This is a genomic window from Vibrio sp. V31_P5A7T61, from assembly GCF_009904895.1.
GTDB classification, from domain to species: domain Bacteria; phylum Pseudomonadota; class Gammaproteobacteria; order Enterobacterales; family Vibrionaceae; genus Vibrio; species Vibrio metschnikovii.
In genome coordinates this window covers 21,959-34,977 of record NZ_WXWI01000073.1, presented here as the reverse complement: position 1 = coordinate 34,977, position 13,019 = coordinate 21,959, and the positions used below count along the sequence as shown (strand labels likewise).

Here is a 13,019-nt window from a genome sequence, read left to right as displayed (position 1 = left end):
GACAGAAAAAATAGGATCAAATCCATGTCTAAGATCTTCGATTTCGTAAAACCTGGTGTGATTTCTGGTGATGACGTACAGAAAGTATTTGCAGTAGCGAAAGAGCATAACTTTGCTCTACCTGCTGTTAACGTTGTTAATACTGACTCTATCAACGCGGTACTAGAAGCTGCAGCCAAAGTGAAAGCGCCAGTCGTGGTGCAATTCTCTAACGGTGGCGCTGCTTTCTTTGCTGGTAAAGGCGTTAAACTTGAAGGCCAAGGTGCTCAAATCCTTGGTGCAGTAGCTGGTGCAAAATACGTTCACGCTGTTGCTGAAACTTACGGTGTGCCAGTGATTCTACACACTGACCACGCTGCGAAGAAATTGCTGCCTTGGATCGATGGTCTACTTGATGCTGGCGAAGAGTTCTTTGCTCAAACAGGTAAGCCTCTGTTCTCTTCTCACATGCTAGATCTTTCTGAAGAGTCTTTAGAAGAAAACGTCGAAACGTGCGCGAAATACCTAGAGCGTATGGCGAAAATGGGTATGACCATCGAAATCGAACTGGGTTGTACTGGCGGTGAAGAAGACGGCGTTGATAACTCTCATATGGATTCATCTGAGCTGTATACTTCTCCAGAAGACGTGGCTTACGCTTATGAAAAACTAAGCGCAGTCAGCCATCGTTTCACTATCGCTGCTTCTTTCGGTAACGTACACGGTGTTTATCAAGCGGGTAACGTGGTATTGACTCCAACCATTCTACGTGATTCTCAAGCGTACGTTTCTGAGAAATTTGGCCTTCCAGCTAACTCTCTAAACTTTGTTTTCCACGGTGGTTCTGGTTCTTCTGAAGCGGAAATCAAAGAGTCAATCAGCTACGGTGTTATCAAAATGAACATCGATACTGATACTCAGTGGGCAACATGGGATGGTATCCGTAAATATGAAGCGGAAAACCACGATTACCTACAAGGTCAAATCGGTAACCCAACTGGTGAAGCTGCACCAAACAAAAAATACTACGATCCACGCGTATGGCTACGTGCAGGCCAAACCTCAATGGTGGCTCGTCTAGAGAAAGCTTTTGCAGACCTTAACGCTGTTAACGTACTGTAATTAGTGTCTAGTTAGTCATTAGCCGTCCTTGTTAGGGCGGCTTTTTTTATGGCTAGTGATTAGGAAATAGATCTGCTAGTTTAAAGAATAATCTTATGTTTGCTGAGATTTAAATAAGTATACTTTGCGTGGGATATTACATAGGGCAGTTGTCACTCCTTTGTATACATCAAAAAAACAATATCGATATCATTGATTGTAGAGGATATACAATATGGCGAATGAGTCAGTGGGAATAGAAGTTCCTGGCGTTGAAAGCTTACATCAGGTCAATAGTTGGTTAACCAATAACTCAGATTTATTTATTCAATACGGTGTGAATATTATTTCCGCTATTTTGATTTTGTTTATTGGTAACATTATTGTCAAAACGATTGCGGGTAGCTTAGCAAACGTGTTGATGAAAAAAGAGATGGATAAGGCGGTTGTTGATTTTATCCAAGGCATCGTACGTTACACACTATTCATCATTGTATTGGTTGCCGCATTGAGTCGTATCGGAGTCCAAACTGCTTCCGTCGTGGCAATTATTGGTGCTGCGGGTTTAGCGGTAGGTTTAGCGCTGCAAGGCTCTTTATCCAACTTTGCCGCTGGCGTTTTAATCGTTGCTTTCCGTCCGTTTAAATCGGGTGACTATATCGAAGTGGCTGGAACCGCTGGATCGGTTGATTCGATTCATATTTTCCAGACGATTTTAAAAACACCCGATAACAAAATGGTGGTATTACCTAACTCTGCGGTAGTGAATGGCGCAATTGTCAATTATTCACGCCACGCTACACGTCGCGTCGATTTACTGATAGGCGTATCTTATAAATCGGATCTGAATAAAACCAAGCAGGTACTGCGTGATGTGGTTGAGCGCGATCCTCGGGTATTAAAAGATCCAGAGGTAAGAGTTGAAGTGCATCAACTCGGTGATTCATCGATTAATTTTATTGTTCGCCCTTGGGTGGAGAGTGCAGATTACTGGCCCGTTTATTGGGAGTTGACGCATAAAATTAAAGAAGCGCTCGATGAAAATGGTATTGAAATTCCGTTCCCACAAATGGATGTTCATTTGAATAAAATCAGCTAACGGACGTTATTGGTTGAGCTGAGTAAATAGATGAACAATAGAAAATAACAACGGAGGTTTTTGCCTCCGTTGTTATTTTAGTTCCAATACTGCTGAAGGTTATTCGCCAATAGAAAAGCAATGGTAAACATCATTGCCGCGATCACCAGATCGATGCCTTTTTTGACGGCGGGTTTGGATAAGGTTGGCCCTAATTTGGCTGCGCCTATCGATAATGAATAAAACCATACGAAGGAAGCGATCATCGTTCCTAAGGCAAATGAAAGCCGATCATGACCTTCAAATTGACCACCAATCGATCCTAAAATCACCACCGTATCTAAGTATAAATGCGGGTTCAGTACGGTGACCGCTAATGCCCCAAGAATCACCGTTCGTTTACCTCTTGCCGTGATCTCAGAGGAAGACTCTTGTTGTTGCGATGGTTTAAAAGCCGTTTTTAATGCCAATAAGCCGTAGCCAGTTAAAAAGGCGATCCCACCTAAAGTAACTGCAATCAATAAACTTTCATTTTGTGACAGCAATGCGCCGCCGCCAAATATTCCCAAGGAGATAAAGATAACATCTAATACGCTACAGATGGTTGCCGTGGTTAGATGGTGATGACGTTTAATGCCTTGGTTTAACACGTAAGCGTTTTGTGCTCCGATGGGGATAATCATCGTTGCCCCGAGTCCGAAGCCTTGTAGCAAAATCCAGAAGTTCACAGTTGTCTCATTAATAGAATGCTAAATAATGGCCGCAAGATACCCAGAGTTATTTGATTAGTATAATTAATAATTTTAATATCAAATAAGCTTGGCTTATTTTCTGTAGGGTGAACAAAAATGCGTGGTTTAGATTACAAATGGATAGAAGCACTGGATGCGGTTTTACAATATGGAGGCTTTGAGCGTGCGGCTGAAAAGCTGTGTATTTCTCAGTCTGCTGTTTCGCAGCGTATCAAACAACTGGAGAAATTCATCGCGCAGCCAGCACTGGTACGTAGCGCCCCGCCGAAGCCAACTCTGATAGGCAAAAAATTGCTTGGCTTGTATCGTCGGGTTCTCCTGCTGGAGCAAGAAACCATGCCAGAGTTATTAAATGATACCTCGGCACGTCCGGTTACCTTATCAATTGCTACCAATGCTGACAGTTTAGCCAGTTGGGTCATTCCAGCTCTACAGCCGATCATGAGTAAAGAAAACGTCGCCTTTCAATTCTCTATTCTTGATGAATCCCGTTCGATAGAAAAAATGAAGAATGGCGAAGTGGTGGGAGCGATCAGTTTAGATGATCAACCGTTACCGGGGTGTCGAGCGGAATACTTGGGCAAAATGGATTACTTATGTGTCGCTAGCCCCAGCTTTATGACGCGCTATTTTTCGAATGGTGTGAATGCGCAAACTCTGCTTCATGCCCCATCGGTGTCATTTGATATGCAAGATAGCCAACATAAACAATTTTTAAAACAGCACTTTGCGGTGCAGAGTGAAATGCTGATCAATCATAAAGTCGGTAGCTCTGAGGCTTTCGTTGCCCTTGCAAAAGCGGGGTTGGCTTATTGTTTAATTCCACGTTTACAAATTGCAGAGGAGTTGGCAAAAGGTGAGTTGGTTGAGGTGACGCCTGGGCAAACCGTAACCAATGTGATCTATTGGCATCATTGGCTATTAGAAACGGGAATTTTAGCTCAGCTATCAACAGGGATCGTTAATTATGCGAGGACACATTTGCCACAGTAAGTTTAAGTGAGTTCAATAAGTTAAAACGGTGTCAGTTTATCAGCAATGCCAAGTGAATCACTCTATATTGGTTTATGATGATATAACGAGTTAACGTGATTTATCTATCACAACATTTTCCAACATAAAGGATGAGTAATATGAAATCGCTACGTCAATGGCTTATAGTCTTATGCAGTCTTACGGCGGTGAGTGCGCAAGCTCAGCAAATGAACTTTCCTCATATCGTGACTTCTGGTTATGGTGAAGTGATTGCTCAACCAGACAGAGCGCAGTTTTCCGTTAAGGTGGTTGAAACTACGATGAATGCTGAGCAAGCGAAAGCCACGGTGGATAAAGTGGTCGCGGACTTTGTTGATAGCCTTAAGCAATCTGGCGTAAAAAGTGAAGATATCTCCAGCTCAAATTTGTATCTCACTCCTCAATATCATTATCCAAAGTCTGGACAGCCTGAGTTAGTTGGCTACCGAGCGCAGAGAAGTGTCACCGTTGAGGTCGAAAAACTCAGTGCTTTGAATCAGTACTTAGACTTAGCGTTGGCTTTGGGCATTAATCAGGTCGATAACGTTCAGCTAAAAGTCAGTGAACAAGCCAAATACCAACAGCAAGCGAGAATGGCAGCGATTGAAGATGCTAAACAAAAAGCCAATTCATTGGCTACTGGGTTTCAAAGTAAGTTGGGGCCAGTATGGCGTATTGAATACAGTTCAATCACTCCTCAGCCGGTGATGATGCGTTCAGTCAGCATGGCCGATAGCGCAGAAGTGAGTCAGAGCTATCAAGATTCAACGATTGTTATCCGTGATCGAGTCGATGTGATTTATAAATTGACCCACTAAATTTGACCTCAAGCGCACTCCGTTGCGTGGGTGCGCTTGAGTGCTATGCGCTAGTTTTTTGTTCAGCAATAAGAAAATGCTGTTATAATGCGCATTCTGAGACGACTGAGTGTATATAATTAGGGCTATGAGATTTTCTAGAGCGATTACTTTTCTTCTCATTGCCTGCGCTTTGACCACCTCAATCATCGTTTTCTATTACGCTCAGCGCCATCAAAAAATTAAACAAAATCATATTAATCACGCCGCTCAGCAAGCACTCCATCAACTCTCTTACGGTGTGAGAGAGTACGCCAATATCCAAGATCAGCTTTTTTCTATTATTCATCTACTCAGTCATAGTCAGACGGCCTGCGATTACGCCTTCTCACCTGAGCCGAACAATCAGCGCTTACTCGAAGAAGCGTTTGCGTCCGTTGCTCATTACCAAAAATGGTATAACTCAATCGTCTTTTTTGATAATGAAGGCCAAGCTAATGTCGGGGTGATGTACTCGGCTACAGAGTCGAGCAAAGTGATCAGCCATGCACTGGACAATCAAGCCAGTAGCGAACGACTTGCACTTGCTGAGCAGCTCAGTGACGAGCAAATTGGTATTTGGGGATGGAATGATCACCATCCGATTCCATCGATGCAGCTTATCACGCCCGTTAAGGTATTTGGGCTGCGTTACGGCTATATCATGATGGATATTAATCTTTGGCGTTTAGCAGAGCGAGTCAGTTATAGCTTACAACGCGATTTACAACCCGAAATCGTTACTGATCAAGGGGTTGTCTTGAGCCATAAGTTATCACAACATGCGTTAATGAAGCCTTTTATACTGGAAGATAATCTCGCACACCGTTTTCCGCTGACGTGGCAACGTATGCAGACCGCAAATACGGGGTATCAGCTTGAACAGGGGCATTTAATTGCCTTTACATCTATTTCATTAACCGATGATCAAGCGATGTATTTGATTGTCCATTTAACTCCGGAAGAGTTAGCACAGCGCGCCGAACGTGATTTAAATGACCTAATCAAAGAAGGATTATTTGTATTGCTCATGGTGATGCTTTTCACTTTGCCAACCTTATCGATGGTGTTGCATTACCATCGACGCGATATAGAAAGTAAGCTTGCCCGCGCAGCACTAAATGGCATGACAGCGGTGATGATTGCCGATAAACACCATCAAATCATGATGGTTAATAATGAGTTTGAACGTATGACGGGGTTACCAAAAGCGTGGGCGATCGGCCGTAACGGACTGAAAACCTTGCTTTATAATAACGGTATGCCATTTATATTAAGTGTCTTAGAGCGAATTACCAACGAGCATTATTGGCAAGGGGAAGTCGAGTTCGCTACTGCGCAAGGTGACATGTTGACTACGCTGATGTGCATTCAAGGCATTATAGAGTCAGGGCGAGTCAGTTATTATATTACGTCGATTGTTGATATTACCGAACGTAAGCAATTAGAGAATAAGTTGCGTGAATTAAGTGAGAAAGATAGCCTGACGCAGCTATGGAATCGACGTAAGTTTGAATTAGAGCTCACCCATCAAGTGGAACGTATTCAAGCTGAGGGCGATGCTTATCCCGTCTGTTTGGTGTTATTAGATATTGATTTCTTTAAGCGTGTTAATGATGAACAAGGTCACGATCAGGGCGATCGAGTGATCATCGACGTGGCGCGTTTACTGACGCAACACCTTCGCAGTTATGACTTTATCGCACGAATTGGTGGTGAAGAGTTCGCCGTTATTATGCCCTCAACCCGCATTGAGCAAGCGCAGCAGATTATTGAGCGATTAAGAGGGGCGGTGGAAGCCGAACCGCATTTATCCGTGACCGTCAGTGCCGGCATTACTGACTTAACCCTTGATGCAACACGTTCCTATAAGTGCGCCGATATCGCTCTGTATGAAGCGAAAAAGTCGGGGCGCAATCAGGTGTCGACTTTTTTAAGTCAAGAGAGCTAATCATCGGTTAAGATAATCTTGGTGTCGGTATTAGCGAGATAAAAAAACGGGGCTTTTCAGCCCCGTTTTGCGTTTAGTTGATCACTTTCTCGGTATCGATCAACGATTATAGAACGTGAACAGAAGCGGTATTGGTTGTACCTGATGCAACCAATGCACCTGAAACCATCACGGCGATGTCGCCTTTCTTACCTAAACCCGATTCTAAAGCAATCTCTTTACCTAGACGGTAGAAATCATCGGTGCTTTCAATCGCATCAACAACAACAGGTGTTACACCTTTAGTCAGAACGAGTTGAGCGGCCGTTTTCTTGTTGGTTGTTACCGCAATGATGTTCGCAGTTGGGAAGTACTTACGCACTGAACGAGCTGATTTACCCGCTTCAGTTGCGACCACGATAAGTGGAGCTGCTAGTTTCTCAGCAGTATCTACCGCACCTTTACAAACGGCTTCAGTAATGCGTAGACGTGGGCTGTCTAGACGAGAACCCAACTCCGCTTGTAGAACGCGGTCAGTGCGAGCACAGATTTGCGCCATGATAGTGACCGCTTCAACAGGGTATTTACCTTTTGCTGTTTCGCCAGAAAGCATCACTGCATCTGTACCATCCATTACCGCGTTGGCTACGTCGCCAGCTTCTGCGCGCGTTGGACGTGGGTTCTTGATCATTGAATCAAGCATTTGCGTTGCGGTGATAACCACTTTACGTGCGCGGTTACATTTTTCGATCATCATCTTCTGTGCAAAGATAACTTCTTCAGCAGGGATCTCAACACCTAGGTCACCACGAGCAACCATGATACCGTCAGAAAGCTCAAGAATTTCGTCGAAGTTATCCACGCCTTCTTGGTTTTCAATTTTAGAGATAATTTGGATATCTGCGCCGCCGTTGGCAGTAAGCAGTTCACGAATTTCACGTACATCGTCTGCTTTACGAATAAAAGAAGCCGCAACGAAATCAACGCCTTGCTCACAACCAAATTTAAGGTCTGCTTTATCTTTTTCAGAAAGCGCTGGTAGGTTAACTGAAACGTTAGGTAGGTTAACGCCTTTGTTCTCGCCCAGTGCGCCGTTGTTAAGAACTTTACATTTCACTTCAGTCTCAGTGGTGGCAATCACTTTCATTTCGATTAGGCCATCATCGACTAAAATAGTGTTGCCTGCGGCAAGATCTTTAGCAAAACCTGCGTAAGTTACAGCAACGATGTCTTTGTTACCGACAACTGAGGTATCGGTAGTAAACGTGAACTCTTGACCAGCAACGAGATCAACATCATCACCATTTTCTAGTTTGATGGTGCGAATTTCAGGACCTTTGGTATCCAATAGAATCGCGAGTTGCTTACCGGTGTTTTCCATTACCTTGCGGAAGTTCGCGATACGTGTACCGTGCTCAACGAAGTCACCGTGAGAGAAGTTAAGACGCATGACGTTCATGCCCGCATTGACTAGCTCAGTCAGTTTTTCTACAGATTCAGTTTTAGGGCCAATCGTACAAACGATTTTGGTCTTTTTCATGGAAAGTGCTCTCCGGTAAATAAATTTAAGATGAATTTAAAGGGTAATGCTTAGCCTTAAAGTGTTCTCGGTAATGGCAAGCGTCTCCGTTTGCCTCTTAGGTTTCACGAGTCTGTTTCACTCTAAAGCTGAAAGTCTTTCAACAGATTTAGTCATTTTATGACTGCTTATCTGAGGTGAAATTTCACAAACAAACCCACAACGTCTACAAATAGCCATTGTGGTTAAAAATTTACGTCAAGTTCTGTAATTTTTTTTCTTTTCGGATGCGAATTCTATCATCTAATGCTGCCAATATCACGATTTAAGACTTGTCTTAGAACAAGGTTTTAGCGCTAATTATTAATTTTTTGTATCGAAATAAATAGACTAAAATGTTTCGAAGTGATTATAATTGATTTCGAATCGAAACTTAAAAAATCAAAGCTCATGTCGAAACGAAATACCCAGCTACGAAGACACGCGATCGCCAGTTTAGTCAATCAACAAGGCGAGGTCAGTGTCGAAGCACTTTCTCAGCAGTTTTCCACCTCAGAAGTCACGATTAGAAAGGATCTTGCCTCATTAGAAACCAATGGTCTATTACTTAGGCGTTATGGTGGCGCGATCGCTTTGCCAAAAGAAGTGATGACAGATGAATTGAATGAAAAAGTTTCGGTTCGAAAGGTGGCACTAGCCAAACAAGCCGCTAAGCTGATCAGAGATCATAATCGAATTGTGATTGATAGTGGCAGTACCACGGCAGCACTGATCCAGCAGTTGAACGATAAACGTGGTTTGGTGGTTATGACTAACTCATTGCATGTCGCCAATGCCCTCAATGAGCTAGAAAGTGAGCCGACATTACTGATGACCGGTGGCACTTGGGATACCCATTCTGAATCTTTCCAGGGTCAAGTGGCGGAGTCTGTCTTGCGTTCTTACGACTTTGATCAGTTATTTATCGGCGCTGATGGTGTTGATCTTGAACGCGGTACGACCACGTTCAATGAGTTAACCGGGTTAAGTAAAGTGATGGCGGAAGTGTCACGTGAAGTGATCGTGATGATTGAATCAGAAAAGATTGGCCGAAAAATCCCCAACTTAGAGCTGGCTTGGGATTGTATTGATGTCTTAGTGACGGACAGCGATCTCAGCGACGCCTATCTCAAACAAATTGAATCGCATCGTGTGCGAGTGATTCGAGCGTAAGCATGATTATCTACTCATCAGTATATGGCTGTTAACGGGCGATCTACTGGTGGAAAAAAGATCGAAATAAATGGAGTGTGAAGATGTGTGGAATTGTTGGCGCAGTTGCGCAGCGTGATGTGGCGGAAATTTTAGTCGAAGGTTTACGTCGTTTGGAATATCGAGGCTATGATTCTGCCGGCGTTGCGGTGGTAGATAGTGAGAATACGCTTACTCGCGTACGTCGCTTAGGAAAAGTGCAAGAATTAGCGGATGCCGTCGAGCAGCAAAAAGTCATTGGCGGTACAGGCATTGCTCATACTCGCTGGGCGACTCATGGTGAACCGTCAGAAATTAATGCTCATCCACATCTCTCGGGCACGATTATCGTCGTCCATAATGGCATTATTGAAAACCACGCATCACTGCGAACCGTATTACAAGACCGTGGCTATGTCTTTGAATCACAAACCGATACCGAAGTTATTGCTCATTTGGTTGAGTGGGAGCGTCGCTCTGCAAGCACTTTGCTTGAAGCGGTACAAAAAACGGTTAAACAGCTAGAAGGCGCGTACGGTACCGTCGTGCTCGATTGCACCGATCCTAGCCGAGTTGTCGTGGCTCGTTCAGGCAGCCCGATTGTGATTGGTTTAGGTGTGGGTGAAAACTTCTTAGCTTCTGATCAATTGGCGTTACTCAATGTGACTCGCCGTTTTATGTTCCTTGAAGAGGGCGATGTTGCTGAAGTGACGCGCCGTGAGGTGAATGTTTTTACTGCCAATGGCGAGCAGGTAATGCGTGAAGTGATTGAGTCGAACGCTGAACACGATGCTGGTGATAAAGGTAAGTTTCGCCACTTTATGCAAAAAGAAATATTTGAGCAACCCACAGCGCTGATCAATACGATGGAAGGGCGCATCACTCACGATAGCGTGATCACCGAGAGTATTGGTGTCAATGCCGCGGAAATTTTAGCGCAAGTTGAGCACATCCAAATTGTCGCCTGTGGTACGTCGTACAACGCAGGTATGACGGCTCGTTACTGGTTTGAAGCTTTATCCGGCGTGAGCTGCGATGTGGAAATTGCCTCTGAATTTCGCTACCGTAAATTTGTTACTCGCCCCAATAGCCTATTAATCACCTTATCTCAATCAGGAGAAACCGCCGATACACTGGCAGCACTGCGTCTTGCGAAAGAGAAAGGTTACATGGCGGCGATGACGATTTGTAACGTCGCGGGTTCATCTTTAGTGCGCGAGTCTGATTTTGCCTTTATGACTCGTGCCGGAACGGAAATTGGTGTTGCATCAACCAAAGCCTTTACCACTCAGCTCGCCGCTCTATTAATGTTAGTCACAGCATTGGGCAAACAAAAGCAAGTGATAGATCGTGTACTAGAGACGGAGATTGTCCAAGCTCTCCATGCTCTACCAAGACAAATAGAGCAAGCCCTTGGCTGTGAAAAACAGATTGAAGCGATTGCCGAAGAGTTTGCCGATAAACACCACACGCTATTTTTAGGCCGTGGTGAGTTTTACCCTATTGCCGTTGAAGCGTCATTAAAACTCAAAGAAATCTCTTACATTCACGCAGAAGCTTATGCGGCGGGTGAGTTAAAACATGGGCCACTCGCACTGATTGATGCTGATATGCCAGTGGTAGTGGTCGCTCCAAGTAATGATTTACTTGAAAAGCTCAAATCAAACATCGAAGAAGTGCGAGCGCGTGGTGGTTTGTTGTATGTCTTTGCCGATCAAGACGCTGGTTTTGCTGAAGATGCGACGATGAAAATCATCACTATGCCGCCTGTCAGTACCATTACTGCGCCGATCTATTACACGATTCCGATGCAGTTGTTGTCTTATCACGTCGCCTTGATCAAAGGAACGGATGTTGATCAACCACGTAACCTCGCCAAAGCGGTGACAGTCGAATAATCATGCCTCGATGATGCTGAGCTGATGTAGGAGAGGAATAAAGTTTCATACTAAGTAATAGAGATTCATACTAAGTATTAAAGTATCATCCTGAAATGGCGGTAATCGACATGGTTGCTGCCATTTTTATATCATCATACCATGTGCGTCTCATGTCTCATGTCTCATGTCTCATGTTGGGTGGAGAAGTATGGATCAGAAACAATATGATAAAACGTTTGATGTTGGTAATCCGGATTCCAGAAAATTGCAGGCTGCTTTTGCTCAGGTGTGTGATATTCGAAAATTTGAAATTGAATTATATTGGAAACGAGCTGCTTATTTTTGGGCATTGATTGTGGTTGCTTTCGCAGGGTACTTTTCAATTTTATCTTCTGAAATAACTAAGGTAGAGAGTAAGTATTTTTTATCGCTTGTTGTAGCTTCAATTGGATTTGTTTTTACATTTGCATGGTTCCTGTCTTGCAGAGGAAGCAAATATTGGCAGGAAAACTGGGAAAACCATATGGATCTACTAGAAAATTCTATCACTGGTCCATTGTATAAGACCTTACTTGAAAGGCCAAAGCCAATGCCGTTCTTTGACAAATGGGTTACTGGTCCTGCGAGTATTTCTGTTTCAAAAGTTAACCAATGGGTAGCAGTATTTGTTCTTTTTTGTTGGGTGTCTCTCGTTGGTTTTTCACTATATAAATCTATTTTATCAAAATATTTCCTTATCTCTGGTGACATTATTGAATATGCTCACTATGTGGTAATTACTTTTGCTGCTATTTGCTGCTATTTGCTGCTATTTGCTGCTATTTGCTGCTTGTTAATGGTTGGGTTTGGTCGTACTCATAAGAGAGCTCAAAATCCTATAGTTATTGGCCGATATGTAAAAATAAAAGAGTGAATATTGATGTTACACTAATAGAAACGATTAGTTGGAGTATCAACACATGAGCACCAAAGAATGGGTTTATCAGAGTGAGCAAGGATTTGGTTTATATCAGGAAATGACGCTTGAGAAGAATAATGATAATCCCGCGATCATTGAGATAGCAAACCCGGTTGATTTCAGAGTCAACTATACAACCAATGCCGACGGGGAAGCGTTCGGGAAGCTTATGGCTGAAATCCCGGCTGATGTATTCGATGAAATTGCGGTTGCCTGGTGTAAACAGAGAAAATTACAAGGCGCTTTCGGCGGCCCCGTAGGGAACGAATGGGGTGGTCCAGATTGCGACTACGAGTAGGTCTGTAGCGTTCAAACCGAAGGAAAGAAGATGTACTACTTTGCTGAGGATCCCTTCTAGGTAATGTAAACCTGGAGGGTATATGAAAAAATTAAAACAGCAGTACAAACACGCTGTTGATAGAAAATCTGCGGACTATTTGTGGCATTTTTATCCCTGTATCCGAAGCGGTACTCACAAGCACTTTAGTACCAAACAAGAAAAAAGCTTTTACTTCATGCATTTGGTTGAATGTAAAGGTTATCCGGTAAAGTTTCGTGCCGCTCGTGGGAAAGCACTGGCCAATCCCTGGGACGACTATCCGGCATATGTTTATGATGTGGCAAAAAGCTGGAAGCATAACTCCAAGAGAAAGCATCAATATTACCGAGAAGGTTGATGCTATCGATCTTCACAGAAGATAAGTAATAGAGTTGCATACTCAATCCGTTGTCCTTATGCTTA

12 protein-coding genes are annotated in these 13,019 nt (G+C 43.5%); 10 read left to right on the top strand and 2 right to left on the bottom strand.

Features of this window, described 5'->3' with window-relative positions; all coding sequences use genetic code 11:
• The first annotated feature begins 24 nt into the window (after positions 1 to 24).
• Entirely contained in the window at positions 25 to 1,101 is a 1,077-nt protein-coding gene (gene fbaA, locus CAG58_RS16110; RefSeq protein WP_004396043.1) for a class II fructose-bisphosphate aldolase, read from the top strand.
• A gap of 214 nt (positions 1,102 to 1,315) precedes the next feature.
• A complete protein-coding gene (mscS, locus tag CAG58_RS16105; protein WP_161429803.1) occupies positions 1,316 to 2,179 on the top strand; it encodes a small-conductance mechanosensitive channel MscS in 864 nt (287 codons plus the stop codon).
• A gap of 77 nt (positions 2,180 to 2,256) precedes the next feature.
• On the opposite strand, the gene CAG58_RS16100 is transcribed toward mscS, so the two are convergent.
• Entirely contained in the window at positions 2,257 to 2,886 is a 630-nt protein-coding gene (locus tag CAG58_RS16100; RefSeq protein ID WP_158144295.1) for a LysE/ArgO family amino acid transporter, read from the bottom strand.
• A gap of 120 nt (positions 2,887 to 3,006) precedes the next feature.
• Here CAG58_RS16100 and CAG58_RS16095 point away from each other — a divergent pair, with 120 nt between their 5' ends.
• The 3 genes from CAG58_RS16095 to CAG58_RS16085 all read left to right on the top strand — a co-directional run bounded on the left by CAG58_RS16095 (position 3,007) and on the right by CAG58_RS16085 (position 6,711).
• Positions 3,007 to 3,903, top strand: a complete 897-nt coding sequence (locus tag CAG58_RS16095; RefSeq protein ID WP_161425562.1) for a LysR family transcriptional regulator ArgP — start codon at positions 3,007 to 3,009, stop codon at positions 3,901 to 3,903.
• A gap of 140 nt (positions 3,904 to 4,043) precedes the next feature.
• Positions 4,044 to 4,742 (top strand): oxidative stress defense protein, encoded by a 699-nt coding sequence (locus CAG58_RS16090; RefSeq protein WP_158144294.1) that lies wholly within the window; start codon positions 4,044 to 4,046, stop codon positions 4,740 to 4,742.
• Positions 4,743 to 4,869: 127 nt separating this feature from the next.
• Positions 4,870 to 6,711: a sensor domain-containing diguanylate cyclase gene (locus CAG58_RS16085; RefSeq protein ID WP_161425561.1), complete on the top strand. Its 1,842-nt coding sequence runs from the start codon at positions 4,870 to 4,872 to the stop codon at positions 6,709 to 6,711.
• Positions 6,712 to 6,817: 106 nt separating this feature from the next.
• On the opposite strand, the gene pykF is transcribed toward CAG58_RS16085, so the two are convergent.
• Entirely contained in the window at positions 6,818 to 8,230 is a 1,413-nt protein-coding gene (gene pykF / locus CAG58_RS16080) for a pyruvate kinase PykF (RefSeq protein WP_004396037.1), read from the bottom strand.
• 429 nt (positions 8,231 to 8,659) lie between these two features.
• Between pykF and CAG58_RS16075 the strand changes: the two genes are divergently transcribed.
• The 5 genes from CAG58_RS16075 (at position 8,660) to CAG58_RS16055 (ending at position 12,954) form a co-directional block, all read left to right on the top strand.
• Complete coding sequence (locus tag CAG58_RS16075) at positions 8,660 to 9,421, top strand: DeoR/GlpR family DNA-binding transcription regulator (protein ID WP_161425560.1); 762 nt, start codon at positions 8,660 to 8,662, stop codon at positions 9,419 to 9,421.
• 83 nt (positions 9,422 to 9,504) lie between these two features.
• The gene (glmS, locus tag CAG58_RS16070) at positions 9,505 to 11,337 is read left to right on the top strand and encodes a glutamine--fructose-6-phosphate transaminase (isomerizing) (RefSeq protein WP_161425559.1); all 1,833 of its coding nucleotides are present in this window, start codon (positions 9,505 to 9,507) and stop codon (positions 11,335 to 11,337) included.
• A gap of 190 nt (positions 11,338 to 11,527) precedes the next feature.
• Positions 11,528 to 12,232 carry a RipA family octameric membrane protein gene (locus tag CAG58_RS16065; RefSeq protein WP_237666034.1) on the top strand — a complete coding sequence of 235 codons (705 nt, stop codon included), beginning with the start codon at positions 11,528 to 11,530 and terminating at the stop codon, positions 12,230 to 12,232.
• A gap of 46 nt (positions 12,233 to 12,278) precedes the next feature.
• Entirely contained in the window at positions 12,279 to 12,575 is a 297-nt protein-coding gene (locus CAG58_RS16060) for a hypothetical protein (RefSeq protein WP_110168163.1), read from the top strand.
• A gap of 82 nt (positions 12,576 to 12,657) precedes the next feature.
• Positions 12,658 to 12,954, top strand: a complete 297-nt coding sequence (locus tag CAG58_RS16055; protein ID WP_161426249.1) for a hypothetical protein — start codon at positions 12,658 to 12,660, stop codon at positions 12,952 to 12,954.
• Positions 12,955 to 13,019 lie beyond the last annotated feature (65 nt).

Excerpts from the sequence above, each read along its gene's own strand:
- fbaA (WP_004396043.1), top strand. The coding sequence starts at position 25 with ATGTCTAAGATCTTCGATTTCGTAAAACCTGGTGTGATTTCTGGTGAT.
- mscS (WP_161429803.1), top strand. The coding sequence starts at position 1,316 with ATGGCGAATGAGTCAGTGGGAATAGAAGTTCCTGGCGTTGAAAGCTTA.
- CAG58_RS16095 (WP_161425562.1), top strand. The coding sequence starts at position 3,007 with ATGCGTGGTTTAGATTACAAATGGATAGAAGCACTGGATGCGGTTTTA.
- CAG58_RS16090 (WP_158144294.1), top strand. The coding sequence starts at position 4,044 with ATGAAATCGCTACGTCAATGGCTTATAGTCTTATGCAGTCTTACGGCG.
- CAG58_RS16085 (WP_161425561.1), top strand. The coding sequence starts at position 4,870 with ATGAGATTTTCTAGAGCGATTACTTTTCTTCTCATTGCCTGCGCTTTG.
- pykF (WP_004396037.1), bottom strand. The coding sequence starts at position 8,230 with ATGAAAAAGACCAAAATCGTTTGTACGATTGGCCCTAAAACTGAATCT.
- CAG58_RS16075 (WP_161425560.1), top strand. The coding sequence starts at position 8,660 with ATGTCGAAACGAAATACCCAGCTACGAAGACACGCGATCGCCAGTTTA.
- glmS (WP_161425559.1), top strand. The coding sequence starts at position 9,505 with ATGTGTGGAATTGTTGGCGCAGTTGCGCAGCGTGATGTGGCGGAAATT.
- CAG58_RS16065 (WP_237666034.1), top strand. The coding sequence starts at position 11,528 with ATGGATCAGAAACAATATGATAAAACGTTTGATGTTGGTAATCCGGAT.
- CAG58_RS16060 (WP_110168163.1), top strand. The coding sequence starts at position 12,279 with ATGAGCACCAAAGAATGGGTTTATCAGAGTGAGCAAGGATTTGGTTTA.
- CAG58_RS16055 (WP_161426249.1), top strand. The coding sequence starts at position 12,658 with ATGAAAAAATTAAAACAGCAGTACAAACACGCTGTTGATAGAAAATCT.